Origin of the sequence: Streptomyces sp. GMY02 (assembly GCF_019056675.1) — a bacterium.
Taxonomy (GTDB): domain Bacteria; phylum Actinomycetota; class Actinomycetes; order Streptomycetales; family Streptomycetaceae; genus Streptomyces; species Streptomyces odonnellii.
The window spans coordinates 468388-486001 of sequence record NZ_CP077658.1 but is presented as its reverse complement, the minus strand read 5'-3'; the positions used below and the strand labels follow the sequence as shown (position 1 = coordinate 486001).

The 17614-nt window shown below is 68.9% G+C and carries 10 protein-coding genes and 2 pseudogenes; 8 read left to right on the top strand and 4 right to left on the bottom strand.

Features of this window, described 5'->3' with window-relative positions; all coding sequences use genetic code 11:
- Positions 1-84: 84 nt before the first annotated feature.
- The 3 genes from KQY30_RS02030 to KQY30_RS02020 all read left to right on the top strand — a co-directional run bounded on the left by KQY30_RS02030 (position 85) and on the right by KQY30_RS02020 (position 6056).
- Entirely contained in the window at positions 85-879 is a 795-nt protein-coding gene (locus tag KQY30_RS02030) for a hypothetical protein (RefSeq protein ID WP_254406884.1), read from the top strand.
- Between the two features lie 534 nt (positions 880-1413).
- Positions 1414-1749, top strand: coding sequence for a CU044_2847 family protein (locus KQY30_RS02025; protein ID WP_217305270.1), 336 nt, complete (start codon positions 1414-1416; stop codon positions 1747-1749).
- Entirely contained in the window at positions 1746-6056 is a 4311-nt protein-coding gene (locus tag KQY30_RS02020) for a trypsin-like peptidase domain-containing protein (protein WP_367997378.1), read from the top strand. The genes KQY30_RS02025 and KQY30_RS02020 overlap by 4 nt, the downstream gene beginning before the upstream one ends.
- A 99-nt stretch (positions 6057-6155) precedes the next feature.
- Here the strand turns inward: KQY30_RS02020 and KQY30_RS02015 are convergent, their stop codons facing one another.
- The 3 genes from KQY30_RS02015 to KQY30_RS02005 all read right to left on the bottom strand — a co-directional run bounded on the left by KQY30_RS02015 (position 6156) and on the right by KQY30_RS02005 (position 8394).
- Positions 6156-6629, bottom strand: a complete 474-nt coding sequence (locus KQY30_RS02015; RefSeq protein WP_217305268.1) for a hypothetical protein — start codon at positions 6627-6629, stop codon at positions 6156-6158.
- A gap of 237 nt (positions 6630-6866) precedes the next feature.
- Complete coding sequence (locus KQY30_RS02010; protein WP_254406882.1) at positions 6867-7898, bottom strand: NAD(P)-dependent alcohol dehydrogenase; 1032 nt, start codon at positions 7896-7898, stop codon at positions 6867-6869.
- A 13-nt stretch (positions 7899-7911) separates the two neighbouring features.
- Positions 7912-8394, bottom strand: a complete 483-nt coding sequence (locus KQY30_RS02005; RefSeq protein ID WP_254406881.1) for a hypothetical protein — start codon at positions 8392-8394, stop codon at positions 7912-7914.
- A 121-nt stretch (positions 8395-8515) separates the two neighbouring features.
- Between KQY30_RS02005 and KQY30_RS02000 the strand changes: the two genes are divergently transcribed.
- Both KQY30_RS02000 and KQY30_RS01995 read left to right on the top strand, forming a co-directional pair.
- Positions 8516-9355: a helix-turn-helix domain-containing protein gene (locus KQY30_RS02000; RefSeq protein ID WP_217305267.1), complete on the top strand. Its 840-nt coding sequence runs from the start codon at positions 8516-8518 to the stop codon at positions 9353-9355.
- A gap of 94 nt (positions 9356-9449) precedes the next feature.
- Positions 9450-10025, top strand: coding sequence for a YdeI family protein (locus KQY30_RS01995; protein WP_217305266.1), 576 nt, complete (start codon positions 9450-9452; stop codon positions 10023-10025).
- A 532-nt stretch (positions 10026-10557) separates the two neighbouring features.
- Here the strand turns inward: KQY30_RS01995 and KQY30_RS36115 are convergent.
- Positions 10558-10777 (bottom strand): annotated as a pseudogene (locus KQY30_RS36115) (ISAs1 family transposase); the annotation flags it as partial.
- A 304-nt stretch (positions 10778-11081) separates the two neighbouring features.
- Here KQY30_RS36115 and car point away from each other — a divergent pair.
- The 3 genes and pseudogenes from car (at position 11082) to KQY30_RS01980 (ending at position 17504) form a co-directional block, all read left to right on the top strand.
- Positions 11082-14480, top strand: a complete 3399-nt coding sequence (car, locus tag KQY30_RS01990) for a carboxylic acid reductase (RefSeq protein WP_302185293.1) — start codon at positions 11082-11084, stop codon at positions 14478-14480.
- A 232-nt stretch (positions 14481-14712) separates the two neighbouring features.
- Positions 14713-14817 (top strand): annotated as a pseudogene (locus tag KQY30_RS36110) (MbtH family NRPS accessory protein); the annotation flags it as partial.
- An 89-nt stretch (positions 14818-14906) separates the two neighbouring features.
- The gene (locus tag KQY30_RS01980) at positions 14907-17504 is read left to right on the top strand and encodes a BTAD domain-containing putative transcriptional regulator (RefSeq protein ID WP_217305263.1); all 2598 of its coding nucleotides are present in this window, start codon (positions 14907-14909) and stop codon (positions 17502-17504) included.
- Positions 17505-17614: the final 110 nt, after the last annotated feature.

The window sequence follows — 17614 nt, the reverse complement described above, 5'->3', positions numbered from 1 at the left end:
CTGATCATCACATACCAGGGGGCGGGACATATGAAGCACATTCGGGCTGGGGCGTGGGCGGGGGTCACCTTTGCCGTGCTGGCCGTGACAACCACCGGGTGCGGCGCGGAAGCCGCGAGGAAGACCGCCGACGCTGTCGGCCACGCCGACGCGATCATGGCGGCGCTGACCCGTGCGTCGGACAAGGCGTCCGACTTCGGTTCGGCTGAGGTCGAGACGACGACCGAGATCGCCGCGAACGGTGGCAAGCCGGTGTCCATGGACGGCACGTACTCCTGGGGCGGCGGCGCCGCGCTTGATGTCGAGATGGACACCGCGAGTGCGCAGATGCAGTCTCTCCAGGACGACCCCACGCTGACGATGAAGATGGTCGACGGGGCGTACTACTACGAGGTGGACCCGCAGCCCAGCGGCCCGCTCAAGGGCAAGCACTGGATGCGGATCGACGTATCCGCCGTCGTGGGGGAGTCGGGTGCGAACAGCATCGCGGACAACGCTGACCCGACGGCCGGCCTGCGCTACATCGGCGCGTCCAAGGACGTGACGAACCTCGGCGAGGAGACGGTCCGCGGTAAGAAGGCCACCCACTACCGGGGGAGCATCGGCACTCAGCAGGTCAACGCGTCCGGCCTCACAGCCCAGGAGAAGAAGGCCGCCGTCAAGTCCCTGGAGGCGAGCGGCGGGAAAGTGTCCCTCGACATCTGGGTCGACGGAAAGGACCTGCCCGTACGCGTGAAGCAGAGCGGCGGCGGAATGACGGTCACCATGGACTACCTGAAGTTCGGTGGCCTCAAGCCGATTACCGCCCCGCCGGCTGCCGACACGGCCGACCTCACCGACGAGGTCAAAAAGCAGCGCGATCAGTCGCTGAACCAGTGAGGTAGCGAGGTACTGACGCGCACCAAGGGGGCCCGGCCGTCGGAATGACGCTGTCGGCCAATCCGGCCCGCGCGTGACGTCGGATCCCATGGCCAGGTTGTGCTGTTGGGATCCGACGTTCTCCTTGTGGGCGTTTTCGTACGGGGAACGTCGACTGCCCGCCGTAGTCAAGCCCCCGCCGCCCGGCCGCGGCCCCCACCTGTATGTCTTCTACGGCTGAGAGTTGCATCGACGCTTCGGTGTGCGGGATCACTTGGGGACGAGCGTGTAAGGCTGTTCTCACCCCTGACGAGCACGCCCCGGAGTCGGCGACACACCCCTGCGATCTGCGTTACGCACACATCTCGTTCTGGCCGGCCTCCGGAGCCGACCCTGCGGAGTGGTTGACGGACACACACCGCGAAGGTCCAGGGCCTCCGCCATTCGCGACCGCGTGGGTACGCTGCTCGGCGATGCTCAAAGCTTCCGTGACTCGGGCGCGGATCGGTGAGGGGAAAGCACGTTGCAGGATGTACGGCGCGAGGGGTGGACGGCATGACGCGGATCCAGGAGATGCTGCTCAACGATGGAACCGCGGTACGGGTCGAGGTCGAAGGACAGCCCGACAGCGGAATCGACCGAGTGGGGCGAGGGGCGGCGTCCGACATCGTCCGCGGTTCGGCCCAGACCCTCCAGGAGGCGCTCGCGCACATCCGGCCCGCGGTCGAGGCAGTGGCCGACAGCATTCAGGGCCTTGCGAGTCGGCCCGACACCGTGAGCCTGGAGTTCGGGATCAAGTTGTCCGCGGAAGCGGGCGTGGTCGTGGCGAAGGCGGCCAGTGAGGCCAATTTCGTCGTACGTCTGGAGTGGGATGCCCGTGATCAGCAATGATGCCGTATGTGACGGCGTTACGGGGTGAGAGGGCGCTGGAGTCGGGGCTCATACGCGTTCGGGGTGCCGACGGGATAGCGGGGGCGGGTTTTCTCGTCGCCCCCGGCGTTGTGTGTACCTGCGCTCATGTGATCGCGGATGCGCTGGGGCTCCGGCGGGACACCGCCATAGCTCCCACCGGGACCGTAGGGGTCGAGTTCCCGCTGCTGCGTGACGCGGACGGAGCGGTTCCCGCGGTGCGCGCCCGGGTCGTCTCCTGGAAGCCTGTCCTGGAGGACGACAGTGGGGATGTGGCCCTCTTGCGCCTGGACCGGCTCGTACCGGAGGCGCGCCCGGTGGCGCTCGTGGACGGTACGTCCGTGTGGGGGCACTCCTTCCGGGCGTACGGCTTCCCTGGCGGCAGCGACCACGGGGTGTGGGCGACCGGCACACTTCGGAGCGTCCAGGGCGCCGGTTGGGTACAGATGGACGCGGACACCGACAGCCGACAGATCACCGGGGGCTACAGCGGGGCTGCCGTGTGGGACGACGTGCAGGGCGGCGTCGTCGGACTGGCCGTCGCGGCCGGGCACGGCGATCTGGCGGGTACCGCGTTCCTCGTACCGTCCGAGTCGCTCGTGGACGAGGAGGTGCTGCGCCCGACCTGCCCGTTCCGCAGCCTTGAGGCATTCGAGGAAGAGGACGCCGAGTTCTTTCACGGGCGCGAGGAAGACACCGGGCGGCTGGCCGAATCGGTTGCCCGGCGACCGCTCACGGTGGTGGTCGGCCCCTCCGGATGCGGCAAGTCCTCGCTGATCCGTGCCGGTCTGCTGCCCCGGCTCCGGGCGGAGGGTACAGGCGTTTCCGTCATGCGTCCCGTGCCCGGGGACAGGCCGGAGGCGGTTCTGGCACACGCGCTCGTCCCCGTGCTGGAGCCGGAAGCCGGAGTGATCGGCCGCCTGAGCAGGACCGAGGAACTGATACGGCTGCTCGGGGGCGGCCCGCGGCGCGAGGCCGACCACGAACACCCGCCGGGCGAGCGGGAGTTGCCCGACGCCCTGCGTGAGCCTGCCCCACGGGACGAGCACGTCCCATCGGACCCCGACCGAGATCCCGTCGGCCTGGTCGGCCTGGTCGGTCTGCGGGAATCCCTCGAAAACCAGGCCGGCCCCGGCGGCCATCTGCTCTTCGTCGATCAACTGGAGGAGTACGCCGGCGCCGAACCGGCCGCGGCGCGCAGGCTGCTCAGCCTGCTCGTCGCGCTGGCGGAATCGCCGCGTCCGGCGAACGGACGCGGTCTGCGCATCGTGGCCACCGCGCGCCAGGAATCGCTGGACGTCCTGCTGACGTCCCGGACATCCGGCGCCCTCAGCGACGCCGTCCTCTTCCTCGCCCCGCTCAACGCCGACGACCTGTACCGAGCGATTACCGGGCCTGTCGCGGCCGTACCAGGGCTGTGGCTGGAACCCGGTCTGGCCAGGCGCCTCGTCGAGGACGCGGCGGATCAACCCGGGCGGATGCCCCTGGTGGAATTCACACTCACCCGGCTCTGGGAGGGGCGCGACCGTTCCATGCTCAGCCACGCCGTGTACGACGAACTCGGCGGAGTGGCCGGAGCCCTGGTCGGCTACGCGGACGACACGTACCGCGCGCACGTACCGAAGTCCGAAGAACCAGTCGCGCGCAGGCTGTTCGTCCAACTGGCCCGGCCCGACAACCGGGGCGGCTACACCCGCCGCGCCACTCCGGTCTCCCAGCTCGACCCCGCCGCACTGGCACTCGCCCGCCGCCTCGCTCGGGGGAAGCTGGTCATCATCGACCGTACTGCCACCGGTACGGAGATCGTCGACCTCACGCACGAGGCCCTCACCCGGCTCTGGCCCAGACTGCGCGGCTGGCTGGACGACAGCAGGAAGTTCCGCACATGGCAGGAGCAGCTCCGTACGGACATGACGCGCTGGCAGGAGAAGGGCAGGGAAACAGAGGCCCTGCAACGCGGCAGGACCCTCGCCGAGGGCGTGGAGTGGCTGGAGCGGCGCCCCGAGGACGTGACGGCGGACGAGCGCGCCTACATCGACGCCGGCCGACGGTACGCGCAGCGCACGGTCCGCGGACTGCTGGCGCTCGGCGCGGTGCTCGTCGCACTGCTGCTCGTCGCCGGAACACTGGGCGCGATCGCCTTTGACACCAGCCAGGACGTCAGGGCTCAGCTCCGTACCCTCGCCTCCGGCGCGCTCGCTGAAGAGTCCGGCAACCAACAGGCCAAGGCGCCTGGGACAGCGGTGCAGTTGGCGCTCGCCGCCTGGCACGCCGATCGGACGCCACAGGCCCGGGAGGCGCTGCTCAGGCAGTACGTCCGGGCCCAGTACGTACGTGACACCCACACCGGCCTGTGGCGCGGTCGGGTACAGGACCTGGACGCGACCCCGGACGGCCGCACACTTGTGGTGCGGTCCAAGCCCGAAGGGGCCGACACGTACGAGGTGTCGGTCGTGACCGGCGCGCTGGAGGGCGAGCCGCGCCACTACGTCCTTCCCGACGTACCCGAGACCGACCAGCGCGGGGAGATCAGTCCCGACGGGCGGCACTACGCGGTGGCGATGCCGGACGGTACGGTATGGCTCTGGCGGCTGGACGGGAAAGGCAGTACTCCGGCCCGGCTGGGACAGAGGCTGACGGGCTCGGGAGCGACTGTCAGCGGCGGGCTGGACTTCAGTGCGGACGGCAGCCGTCTTCTGCGGCTGCTCGACATGCACACTCCGCACGCGAAAGGTGTGAAACCTCAGATCTTCTTCGACGTGTGGGAGCTGGCGAGCCGCGAGCCACTGCCGGTGGCGGACTCGGTGGTGTCGACGGAGGGGGACCAGAGCGTGCGCTTCGGGGAGACTCCCGACACCGTGGTGGTCACGACCCCCGGATCCGGGAACCCGGAGACACCCGCCGAGTCCGTGCTGCGCGACCTGCGCTCCGGCCGTGTTCTGCGTGAGATTCCGCCGGTCGCCGAAGACTGGCCGGACTCTGATGCCACGGGTATGTACGGCTACCAGGAATGGGAGTCCGACGGGAGCTATGTCGATGACGACGGGAGCTACGTCGATGTTGTACTCGGCAGGCATGGTACGGACGACACGTATGTGACGCGGCTGCCCATGGACGGGGAATCGGACAGCGTGGGCACGGTGTTCGCTGTCGCGGGGCATCGGGATGGCGGACTGACATTGCTGTCCGCCAGCGGAAACGCCCTGGTGACGGCTTACGCGGGGCCCGCTGCTCGCCCCGTCGACGCACGGGAAACCGATCGGTCCCTCTTGTCGCCGGACGGCAGACGCGTCGCACGGCTGACAGACAGCCAGCTCAAGGTGGTGGACCTCGTACGCGGCGGCAGCACCACCGCCGACCTGCCGCAGCCGGTCGGTGGTGGCCGTGCGTCGGGCCTCGCCTGGACGTCGGACGCGAAGCACTTGGTGCTCTGGGGGAGCGGTCCTGACCTGTTCTCGTACGAGGCCGACGCATCGTCCAGCCCCGTGGAAGTGCCGCTGGACACGGGCGCGGAGACCGGCGAGCCGGAGAGCGAGATCGACATGGTCGAACCCCTGCCGAGTGGCGACGTCACCGTCCTGACCGCGGGCGGCGCGCTGCTCCGAGTGGATCCCGAGCGAGGTGTACAGACGGGAAAGCCGCTGTACGTTGACCGCGCACCGGCCGTCCGGGCCTTTCCCCCGGTCTTCGGCCAACTCCGGGGGCGCCCGGGCAACCCGTATCAGGTTGCCGTGGTGACGCGTGGCGACACGGTCAAGGGCAGGATCCAGATCTGGGACATCCGTACCCGTGAGCGGGTCGAGGTGCTGAAAGGGGACGAGATCAGCACGCGCTTCGGCGAGGGCGACCCCAGTGTGATGACCTTCTCCGCGGACGGCCGGTACCTGATGGTGCAACACGACGACGGCAGGCTGCACCGCTGGGACATCGCCAAGGGCACGATCACCGGAGCGCCCATCACCATGGGGTACGGCGACGTTGTCACAGGCATGGCAGACAGCGGACCGGTGGTCATAGCGGTGGCGGCCGACAGCGCCTACAAACTGTCGAGCATCGACGATGGCAGTACCATCGGCACGATCCCGGGCAGCCTCGATTCCACGGCCTTACTCCGGGGCACCGAACTGATCGTTGTGGACCGCGAAGGCCGACGCACCACCTTCGACGTTCGTCCCGACGCCTGGTTCGACCACCTCTGCGAGAACATCGGCCGGGACTTCACCAAGGCGGAACGCGAAGCCCTCCCACCCGGCACCCCGCCGGAGGCGCCCTGCATCGGTGACACCTGATCGGGAACCCGGCGGAGCGCGGCGTGGCGGGCGGCCGGCCACTCCAGATCCGGCGTTTCGCCGGGGCCGACGATCACGAGTCTTCTTCAGATCTACGCCTCATGCTTCCTGTTTGCGGGCCGGCACGGCCTCTACGCGTCTCGCCGCGGCGGTGCCCAGGATGACGCAGGCGACACCGGTCAGGCCTAGAAACGCCGGATTGACGTACGCGGGAACGGACGCGGTGGCGTACGTTCCGCCGGTACTGAGGTGGCATTCGAAACGAAGCGGCAGATAGGAAATCCGGTATCCGTCCACATGCGACGCCATGTCGGGACCCGCAGCGAGGCAGGGCCGGGGCGGCCACGACCCGGTGCCCCCGTCCTCAACGCTCAGCACCGCGAGAAGCGCGTGGGCTGTGCCCCAGGCGTAGAGGGCGAGGGCACCTCCTCCGGCGAGGAGCGCGGCGGCGCGTAACAGGCTCCCCGGGGTGCGCTCGGACCCCCGGACGGCCGTCAGGAGCCCGCGGACGACGAGGACGAGACCGGCCGTGGCGCCGGTCAGGACAACAAGGAACAGCGCGAGTGTCGTCACGGGCGCCTCTCAGTGGTTGCGGGAGATCGGTGTACCCCTCCATGAGACAGGTGCCCCTATGTGTTGGGTCAAGAGCAGATGACGATCAAGCTCACGCGCGACGAGGAACTGGTGCTGTCGCACTGGCTGGAGGAGCTCCAGATGACACATCTCAGTCCGCTGGTCGACGATCCGGCGGTGTTTGCGCCTGAGCCAGCGAAGCACCTGGGCCTGCCCCCGTCCGGGCTGGCTGCCTGGTTATCCGATCTTGATGATCACCTTTCCGAACGGGTTGGCCGACTCGTAGTAGCGGTACGCCGCTGCGGCTTCTTCGAACGGGAACACCCGGTCGATGACTGGCCGCAGCCGATGCGCGGTGATGACGTCGTTCATTGAGATGAACTGGGCGCGACTGCCGACCGCCAAGGCCCGGACCGTGGCGGCGGCGCCGAACAGGAGACGGGGATCGACCGGTGGCCAGTTGCCGGAGACGGAGCCGACGAAGGAGATGTGGCCGTCGACGGCGAGCGCCTTCAGCGACTGCTCCAGCGTTCCAGCGGTGTCGACGATTCGGTCGACCCCTCGCCCAGTGGTGAGTTCGCGGGCGGCGGTGTGCCAGTCCGGTCTGTCGCGGTAGTTGATGACCTCGTCGGCACCCAGACTACGGAGGCGCTGCTCCTTGTCCGTACTCCTCGTCGTGGCGATTACTCTCGCGCCCAGCAGTTTGGCGAACTGCGCCGTGAACAGTGACACACCGCCGGAGCCGGTGGCCAGTACGGTCTGTCCGCGCTGGACTCCGCGGCCGTCGCCGGTCAGGGCGTTCCACGCCGTGACCGCGGCGCAGGGAAGGGTTGCCGCCTCGGCGTAGGAGAGGTGGTCGGGGATGGACACCAGAGCGTCCTCGGGCAGGATGGCCAGCTCCGTCAGCATTCCGTTGAGCGAGCCACCGAGCTGCGGCAGGAACGCCGGTTCCAGAGGACCGTCCAGCCACCGCGGGAACAGTGTGGCGGCGACGCGGTCGCCCGGTCGTACCCGCCGGACATCCGGCCCGACGGCGACGACCTCGCCGGCACCGTCGGAGACCGGTACGACGTCCGGTTTGACGGGCAGTACGTACTGGCCGCGCACCACAAGAAGTTCACGGAAACTGAGCGAAGTGGCGTGGACCGCGACCGCGACCTCTCCCGCCCCGGGTGTACGTGGTCCGTGCGTACGCAGCGACAGGCCATCGATGCCGCCGCCCGTGCTGACGTGGTAGCTGCGCACCGTGGACGGGAGCCCGGTCGTCATCGCTCTCATCCTTTCATCCTTCGATGAACTGGTAGTCGCTGACGATGCGGCCCTCGGCGTCGAGAACGAGGATCTCCAGTCCCACGCCGACGGCCTCACCACCGTCCCGGGGCACCATCTCCCAGTTGAACTTGACGATGTCGTGGAGCCGGTCGGTGTTGCCGCGTGACCGGAAGACGAAGGTGCCCGGCGCGACGAACTCCTCGTACGCACGCGTCACCCGGAACTCCAGCGCCCGGTGCCCGCGCGCCTCCAGAACAAGTCGGTCGAAGCCCAGCCCTTGAGCGGTCCGCAGAATCTCCTCGGGAGGCTGGAGCACATGGACCGCGTCGGCGCACCACAGCTCCTGAATCGCGGCGCGGCGGCGCCCTGCGTCGGGCTCGTTCCACAAGGCAACGTAGCGGTCGGTGAGATTGCGTGCGTCAGTGGCGGTATTCGTGTCGGTGTCGGTGTCGGTGTCGGTGTCAGTCACGGTGTCGGTGTCGGTGTCGGCCATGATCGATCCTCGGTTGGAGATGGTCGGCGTACGGCAACGACCGTGCTGGGTCGGCCGCCACGCGGCAATTCCCCGCGGGGAATCGCCGATCAGCAAGCGAGCGGGTTACACAAGAGAGGTGATGAGCGAATCGACCACAGGCGGCGGGCTCGGCAGCGCGTTGCGCGAGTGGCGCACCCGGCGACGCGTGAGCCAACTGGAACTGGCCGTGCGCGCGGGATCCACACAGCGGCATGTCAGCTTCATCGAGAGCGGACGGTCGACGCCCGGCCGGTCAATGATCATCCGGCTGGCCGAATCCCTGGAGGTGCCGATCCGCGAGCGCAACGAACTGCTGCTTGCGGCCGGATTCGCACCGGCCTACCCGCAGACCCGCCTGGACGACCCCCAGCTCGAACCGATTCGCACCGCCCTCGAACGGATCCTGCGCGGTCATCTGCCGTACCCGGCGGTGGTCGTCAACCGTTACGGTGACCTCGTCTCGGCCAACGCCGCCTTCCACGCGCTCACCGCCGGCGTGGCCCCGCATCTGCTCGCACCGCCGGTGAGCGTTCCCCGGGTGTTGCTGCATCCGCAGGGTCTTGCGTCACGCATCGTCAACCTCGACGAGTGGGCGTGGCACATCATCGACCGTGTCCAGGTCGAGAGCGTACGGAACCCCGACGAACAGCTCCAGCACCTGGTCGGCGAACTCACCGGCCTGGCACCACCACGGCCGCGCGGCGAGTCACCGCACCACCTTGGCTTCGCCGTACCGCTGCGCCTTCGGACAGAGGATCCGGACGACGACAGGGAGTTGACGCTCATCACCACGCTCACCCACTTCGGCACTGCCATCGACGTCACCGTCGCAGAACTTCGACTTGAGGCGTTCCTGCCGGCCGACGAAGCGACGAGCGCGATGCTGGCCGAACTCGTTGCGGAAAACGGCCCGGGAGCACGTCCCGGGGGATGTGAGTGATGCGGGTGATCCAGGCGATGTCGGCGTGCAAGGAATCGAAGGTTTGTTCGCATGGGGGCGGTCTGCGACGGACACCGTGTGTTTCACTGTCGTGGTGCCTGAAGAACGGGAAACACTGTCATTCGAATCCGCTGATGCCTTCGAGACCTGGCTCGCCCGACACCACGACTCCTGCCCTGGGATCTGGTTGAAGCTGAGGAAGAAGGCCCCCGGGGTGGTGGTGTTCGACTACGCCCAGGCCCTGGACGTGGCCCTCTGCTATGGCTGGATCGACGGGCAGAAGGCCAAGTTCGATGACAGGTTCTGGCTGCAGCGGTTCACCCCGCGGCGGGCCGGGAGCAAGTGGTCCAAGGTCAACAGGGACAAGGTCGCGGCCTTGACCGAGCGGGGCAGGATGCGTCCGGCGGGCTTGGCCGAGGTGGAGCGCGCCAAGGCGGACGGCCGCTGGGAGGCGGCGTACGACGGGATGAAGGCCGCCGGCGTTCCCGACGATCTGACTGCGGCTCTGGCGGAGACCCCGGCGGCTGCCGAGTTCTTCGAGACGCTCGACCGTCGGAACCGGTACGCGATCCTCTACCGGATCCAGGACGCCAAAAAGGCGGACACCAGGGCCCGGCGGATCGAGAAGTTCGTGGCGATGCTGGCGGAGAAGAAGAAGCTCCATCCCTGAGGCCGAGTCCGAGGCCGAGTCCGAGTCCGAGGCGTCGACACGTAGGAGGGCCCGGAGGCCCTCCCTGTCGGGAATGCGGCCGTCCTGTCCCAACCGATCGTTCGGAATGGTTTAGACGTGCACCCACGGTCCGTGCGCCGGCACCGGATCAGAACCGAACGCCGAGCACACGGCTTCTGCGGACTTAATCAGCGCGGCACGGGTGTCTTCGGGCGTAGAGGGCATTTTTTACGGCGCAATTACGTTGAGTTGAACAAGGGAGTTGGGATCGGCGCCAGAGGCATTGGTCGGCGCATACCAGTTCTCGGGAGCAAACTCCCAGAACTGCACCCAAGAGCTCTCATTATGGTCTGGTTGTTGGCCAGATCCGCGACGTAAGCCGCGACCTGAATGAGTTTTACGCCGAACTCCTCCCATGGCGATTTATTACTTGATCGGGCGAGGCGCGAGGCATCTCCATGTAGGGCACAGTCTCAGCCCCGCGAACCCGAGCGTCGTGGAGGCGTCCTCCGCACTTCCCGTTGTCGAGGGCGACATCACGCACCCGGTGGACGGTGTTCTCCACGGCCGGTGCCCACGGGCCCAAGTGGCGATCTCTGCCGCGTCGGACTGTTCGGCGGCAGGTCAGTGAGGGCGTGGACGGTGACGTTCCGCATCAGGCGCTGCTCGTTTCGGCCATGGCCGCAGGAGTCGTCACGGTGGATCACGGGCACCTTCTTCCAGGGCAGCCGGGGGCGCCGATGGGCCTGACCGCCCGGGCGTGGTGCCATCGTCGACCCCTGACCGGACCCCGCACGGGAAAAGCGATCCGTGGACTTCCATCACCGCTCGGCGTCGCGGTGAACAGCACTTGGGCGCGCTGAAAAGGGTGGCTTCACAGTCTCAATTCTTACGGTGGCGCTCGTTCCGCTCTGATAGCCTCAAGCAAGGAATCCGGCCGGTCGGTGTGGTTTCCGGGCCGCCGCCGCGACGTTGGCCTGCCATATCGATCGCCCGGCATATTGACGCGCATCACCTCCTTCCCGCCAATGACACCAATGCGACGCGGAGACTAGATTGCGACTCGCGCAAGTAATGGCAGGTGCCTTGGAGCGCCACGGGGACCGGCCCGCCGTCGGTGAACGTGCGAGGGAGTTCGTGCGGAACGCCCGGAACGGGCGCGTTTCGGCTCGTCTGCTGCCCCGCTACGAAACGACCACCTACCGCGAACTGTGGAACCGTATCCGCGCCGTGGCGAGCGAATGGCACCACCACCCGCAGCGCCCACTGAACGCGGGCGACCGGGTGGCCCTCCTCGGCTTCGCCAGCCGGGACTACGCGACCCTGGACATGGCCTGCGCGCACCTCGGCGCCGTCAGTGTCCCGTTGCAGACAAGCGCACCGACCGGGCAGCTCGCGTCCATCGCGGCGGAGACCGAGTTGTTCCTCGTCGCCGCCAGCATCGAGCGCTTGGACACGGCGACCGAACTGGCCCTGCGTACACCCTCGGTACAGCGACTGGTGGTCTTCGACTACCACCCGCGCGACGAAGATCAGTCGGAACGCTTCGCCAAGGCCCGCGACGGTCTGGCCCGGGCCGGACGAGATGTGGACGTCATCGCCCTGTCGGAGATCCTCGACCGTGGCGCGGCCCTGCCCGAGGCGCCGTTGTACACCCCCGGCGACGACGAGGACCCCCTCGCGATGCTCATCTACACCTCGGGCAGTACCGGAACGCCGAAGGGTGCCATGTACACCGAGCGGCTGGCCCGGGCGCCCTGGGGCGCCTGGTCGGAGCTGTTCGCCGGCACGAACGTGGACACCATCAACTACATGCCGATGAGCCACATAGCCGGCCACTACGCGTTGAAGAACACGCTGATGCGCGGCGGCACCAGCTACTTCACCGCCAGCAGCGACCTGTCGACGTTATTCGAGGACATCGCGCTCGTACGACCCACCGAGCTGACGTTGGTACCGCGCGTGTGCGAGATGCTCCACCAGCGCTACCAGAGCGAGCTGGGCCGGCGGACCGCCGAAGGCGCCGACCCGGACGTGGCCGCTGCCGAGGTGCGCAAGCATCTGCGCGAGGACCTCCTCGGTGGCCGTATCACCTGGGCCAACTCCACCTCCGCGCCGCTCTCCGCCGAGCTGGCCGAGTTCACCGAGACCCTCTTCGGTATCCACCTGCACAACATCTACGCCTCCACGGAGACCGGGAGCATCTCCATCGACGGCGAGCTGCTGCGTCCGCCCGTGACCGACTACAAGCTGGCCGACGTGCCCGAACTCGGCTACTTCGGTACCGACATCCCGCATCCGCGCGGCGAGCTCCTGCTCAAGACCGACGCCATCATCCCCGGTTACTACCAGCGGCCCGAACTCACGGCGGAGCTTTTCGACGAGGACGGCTACTACCGGACCGGGGACATCGTCACGGAGCTCGGGCCGAACCGCATCGCCATCGTGGACCGCCGCAAGAACGCCCTGAAGCTGTCCCAGGGCGAGTTCGTGGCGATCGCGCAGTTGGAGGCCGTCTTCGCCACCAGCCCGCTGGCGCGGCAGATCTTCGTCTACGGCAACAGCGAGCGCTCCTACCTGCTCGCCGTCGTAGTGCCCACCCCGGACGCCCTGGCCCGGTACGGGGACGACCGGGAGCGCCTCGAACAGCTTCTGAGTGAATCGTTCCAGCGGATCGCGAAGGACAACGGCCTGAACCCCCATGAGATTCCCCGGGGTCTGCTGCTTGAGACCGAGCCGTTCAGCCAGGCCAACGGCCTGCTCTCGGACAATCGCAAGCTGCTGTCGCCCAGGCTCGTCGAGCGCTACGGCGAGCGCCTGGAGGAGCTGTACGCCGATATCTCGGCCCGCGAGACCCAGGAGCTGCACGACCTGCGCCGCACAGGCGGCGACCGGCCGGTGCTGGAGACGGTCCAGCGGGCCGCTCGGGCGCTGCTGGCGGGCTCGATGGCCGAGGTGAGCCCCTCCGCGCACTTCCGTGACCTCGGCGGTGACTCGCTGTCGGCGGTGTCCCTGTCGAACCTGCTGTACGACACCTTCGGCATCCGGGTGCCGGTCGACGTCATCATCAGCCCCGCGCACGACCTGCGGCAGGTGACCGCCTACATCGAGGCCAAGCGCACGGCCGCGGCGACGCGGCCCACATACGCGTCGGTGCACGGCGAGGACGCCACCGAGGTGTACGCCAAGGACCTCACCCTGAACCGGTTCATCGACGCGGACACCCTCGACGGCGCCCGCGACCTGCCGCGCTCCGCCGGAGAACCGCGCCGCGTCCTGCTGACCGGCGCCAGCGGATATCTGGGGCGCTTCCTCACCCTGGAGTGGCTCCAGCGGCTGGCCCCGGCCGGCGGCAAGCTGATCGTTGTGGTCCGAGGCAAGGACCCGGCTGCGGCCCGGCAGCGCCTGGCCGACGCCTTCGGCAGCGACGACCCCGAACTGACCCGCGTCTTCGAGGAGTTGGCCGCCGAGCACCTGGAGGTCCTGGCAGGCGACATCGCCCAGCCCGGACTGGGCCTGGACGAGACGACATGGGATCGGCTGGCCGGTGAGGTGAACCTGATCGTCCATGCGGGCGCCCTGGTGAACCATGTCCTGCCCTACCAGCACCTGTTCGAGGCCAACGTTGTCGGGACCGCCGAACTCATCCGGCTGGCCCTGACCAGTCGGCTCAAGCCGTTCACGTACATCTCCAGCGTGGCCGTGTCCGCCCCCCGGGCGGGGCAGCCCCTCGACGAGGACTCCGACGTGCGCACCGCGCTGCCGGTCCAGCCGGTCGACGACGGATACGCCAGCGGGTACACGGCCAGCAAGTGGGCCGGAGAGGTGCTGCTGCGAGAGGCGCACGGCCTGTGCGGCCTGCCGGTGACGGTGTTCCGCTCCAACATGATCCTCGCGCACAGCCGGTACGCCGGGCAGTTGAACGTGGCCGACATGTTCAGCCGGCTGCTGTTCAGCGTTCTCGCGACGGGCGTGGCACCGCGCTCCTTCTACCGGACCGACGGCGGCGGGCTGCCGCGGGAGCCCCACTACGACGGTCTGCCCGTCGACTTCACCGCGGCGTCGGTCGTCACACTGGGGCGGGGCACCTCCGGTTACCGGACCTTCAGCCTGGTGAACCCGCACGACGACGGTATCTCGCTCGACACGTTCGTGGAGTGGCTCATCGAGGACGGCCACGGCGTCGAGCGGATCGCGGACTACGGTGACTGGCTCGTCCGCGTCGATGCCGCCCTGCGCGCCCTGCCCGAGGCACAGCGGCAGTACTCGGTCCTTCCCCTGCTGCATGCCCTCCGGGAACCGGCGGAGGCGGTGCCCGGTTCGGTTGTCCCCTCGGCCCGCTTCCGGGCGGCTGTCCAACAGACCGGCATCGGACCGGCGCCGGACATCCCGCACCTGTCCCCCTCCCTCATCCGCAAGTACGCGACGGATCTGCGGCGCCTGATGACCGGCTGACCCGGATCGACTTGACCCCTCGCGTCCCGCGGTCCAGCAAGGTGCTGAAGCCCTCCGGGGCTGCCGGCGCCCGGCCGTCTGCCCTCAGCAGCGGAGCCGGAGCGAGTGCGCGCAATCCAGTTTCTAGGGTTTGTACTGAACCGCGGGGTGTACCGAGGTCCCGTGGAGCCGATGGTGAGAGCCTGGAAAGGACCACAGTGGGACGACCACTGCGTGAGCGCGCTGAGAGGCGATGAGCGGGGTGAATCCGGTCGACGATCCCGAGGCCGCCTTACTGGTACCGGTCGACGGCGGGCAGCACTCGTTGTGGCCCGCGTTCGACGATGTTCCCGACGGTACGAGTGGACTCGCCGCCTGTAGTGGAAGTGGCGGGGCGAATCCCTGCCTCCCGCGTCGCCCCAGCCATGCCAAGGTTTAGGACTTGATGTGCGATTCAACGTTCTCGGCCCACTTCAGGTGGTCAGCGATGGCGTCTCACTGCCGATGGGTGGTCCCAAGAAGCGCGCGGTCCTGGGATATCTGCTGATGCATGCGAACGAGGTGGTCGCCACCAGCCAGATGATCAAGGTGATCTGGCCCGAGGGCGCCCCCTCGACCGCGCGCAAGATGCTCCAGAACACCGTCTCGTGGATCCGGAACCTGTTCGCCGAGCGCAACCTCGCCCCCAACTGCGCTCTGCTCACCCACTCGCCCGGGTACCTCCTTCGGGTCGACGAGGACATGGTCGATCTGCTCCGCTTCGAACGGCTGGCCCGGGCCGGCCGAGAGGCGCTCGCCGACGGTCGATGTGCCGAGGCGACCCGGCCCCTGCGGACGGCCCTCAACCTGTGGCGCGGCCCGGTGCTGGCGGACCTGACCGACGCCGGCATCACCTGGCCCCGGCTGGCCGCCCTTGAGGAAGAGCGGCTGACCGCGCTGGAGGACTATCTGGAGGCCGAGATCGCCGTCGGCCGGCACCACGAACACGTCGTGGAACTCGACCAATTGGTCACGGCCGAGCCGCACAGGGAACGCGCCTGCCGACTGCTGATGATCGCGCTGTACCACTGCGGCCGACAGGGCGACGCGCTGCGCGCCTATCAGCGGACCTGCAAGGCGCTGATGGACGGCCTCGGGCTGGAGCCCAGCCGGGGACTGCGCGAGCTGGAGACGTGCATCCTCGCCCACGACGTGCCGCTGCGGTGGGCTCCGGAACCCGGACTGCGGCTTGTCCCGTCCGCCCCCGCGCCCGCCAGTCCGGCACCGGACCCAGGGGCGGCGCCGGACGGAAGGCCGGTGCCGCAACAGATGCCGACCGCTCCTCAGCCCGCCGCCGGTCCGGTCGCGCCGGCACCGCGTGCGCCCACCTTATCCGCGGAGCGCAAACTCGTTTCCATCCTCACCACGTCGTTCGACCTCGGCGCAGGCGTCGCCCCCGAAGACGTCGACGACCTGCTCGCGGACCTGGCCGACGCGGTCCGCGCCGATGTGGAGAGCGTCGGAGGCACCGTCGTGTGCTGCACCGGCTCCACGGTCCAGGCGGTTTTCGGCGTCCCGCGCACCGGCGAACACGACATGCTGGCTGCCGTCCGCACCGCGCTGGTCGTCCGCGACCGGTTCGCCGCACTGGCGGACGCCGGCCCGTCACCGGTCACCGTGCGGCTCTCGGTCAACACCGACGAGATCCTGGTCAAGACGCACGGCACAGTGCCCGAGGTGGTGAGTCCGGCGATCGACACCTCCATGCGCCAGGTCCGGTCGCTGCCGCCGGACACGGTGTGGATCTGTGAGGCGACCCGGCGCAGCGGCGGCGCCGACGTCATCCACGGCCACCACCCGTACTCCGGACCGACCGGCCTGCTGATGTGGGACGCGACGGCCCTGCGCGGGGACCGGCTGCACGCTCTGGACTTCCCACGTCCGCCACTGGTCGACCGCGGTCACGAACTGACGATTCTGCGAGAGCACCTCAACCAGGTGGTGCGGCGCGGCCGCGGCCGGATCCTGACCCTGGTCGGTGAGGCGGGCATGGGCAAGAGCCGCCTGGTGATGGAGTTCGCCCGGCAGATCCGGCGGAACCCCGGCGAGGCCCGGGTGATGCGGACCGGCGCGGTCCACGGTATGCGGACCGCCGCCGACCCGGTCGCCGGAATGGTCGCCCATTGGGCGGGACTGGCCCACGGCTGCCCGCCGACCGAGGCCGAGGCCCGCCTGGCCGCCGCTGTGACCGGTCTGCTCGGGGACGGCACCGCGGCCCGGTCGCTGACCCGAAGCCTGCTCCCGTTGTTCGCCCCGCGCGACCGTGCTCGTACCGGATCCGACGCCGCCGCGGTGCACGCCGCTGTGGCCGAACTGCTCACCGGCCTCGCCGCCGACCGCCCGGTCGTGCTGATCGTCGAGGATCTGCACGCAGCCGGCGACGACCTGTTGAGATTTCTCGAACTGCTCGCCGGACGCGTCGCCACGATGCCGCTGCTGGTGATCGCCACCACTCGGCCGCAGCTCGTCGGCCGCCGCCATCTGCGTTCCAGAGCGTTCACCACCATGACGCTGGACCGCCTGGCCGACGACGCGGTCCGGGAACTGTGGTGTGCGGTGCTGCGAGACGCGGACGATGTCGTCGGCCTCACCCCGGAGCTGCTGGACCGCATCGACGGCAACCCCATGTTCGCCATCGAGTTCGCCCGCCAGCGGCTGCACGAACCGGACGGCCCGCCGGAGACGCGGCTGCCGGCCCGGATCTACCGGGTGGTCGCCGCGATGCTCGACAGCCTCGCGCCCGACGAGAAGGAGGTACTCAAGGGGGCCACCCTGGTCTCCGGCCCCATAGTGCCCGACACGTTGGCCGCCCTGGGCTACCGAAACGTGGAGTTCGTGCGCGGCTGCCTGGACGACCTGGCCCGGCGGCACCTGCTCGTCCGCGACCACAACGGAACCGGCTACGCCTTCGCCCACCCGGTGATCCGAGACATCGCGCACGCCCAGTTGCCCAAGGCCAACCGCTCCGGCGCCGACCGCCGAGCCGGGGTACTCCGCCTCGGCTGACCGGTGCAAGTGCCGGTGTCGGTGTCGGTCCTGGCACCGTGGGCCGCCCGGCCCGCCGGGACCGGCCGCCGCCGAGCGATCGCCGACCTGTCCGGCGGTCCGCTCCGGCC

What these genes read in the sequence shown, in the direction of transcription:
- KQY30_RS02025 (WP_217305270.1), top strand. Translation starts at nt 1,414, where the DNA reads ATGACGCGGATCCAGGAGATGCTGCTCAACGATGGAACCGCGGTACGG.
- KQY30_RS02020 (WP_367997378.1), top strand. Translation starts at nt 1,746, where the DNA reads ATGATGCCGTATGTGACGGCGTTACGGGGTGAGAGGGCGCTGGAGTCG.
- KQY30_RS02010 (WP_254406882.1), bottom strand. Translation starts at nt 7,898, where the DNA reads ATGACGACCGGGCTCCCGTCCACGGTGCGCAGCTACCACGTCAGCACG.
- KQY30_RS02005 (WP_254406881.1), bottom strand. Translation starts at nt 8,394, where the DNA reads ATGGCCGACACCGACACCGACACCGTGACTGACACCGACACCGACACC.
- KQY30_RS02000 (WP_217305267.1), top strand. Translation starts at nt 8,516, where the DNA reads ATGAGCGAATCGACCACAGGCGGCGGGCTCGGCAGCGCGTTGCGCGAG.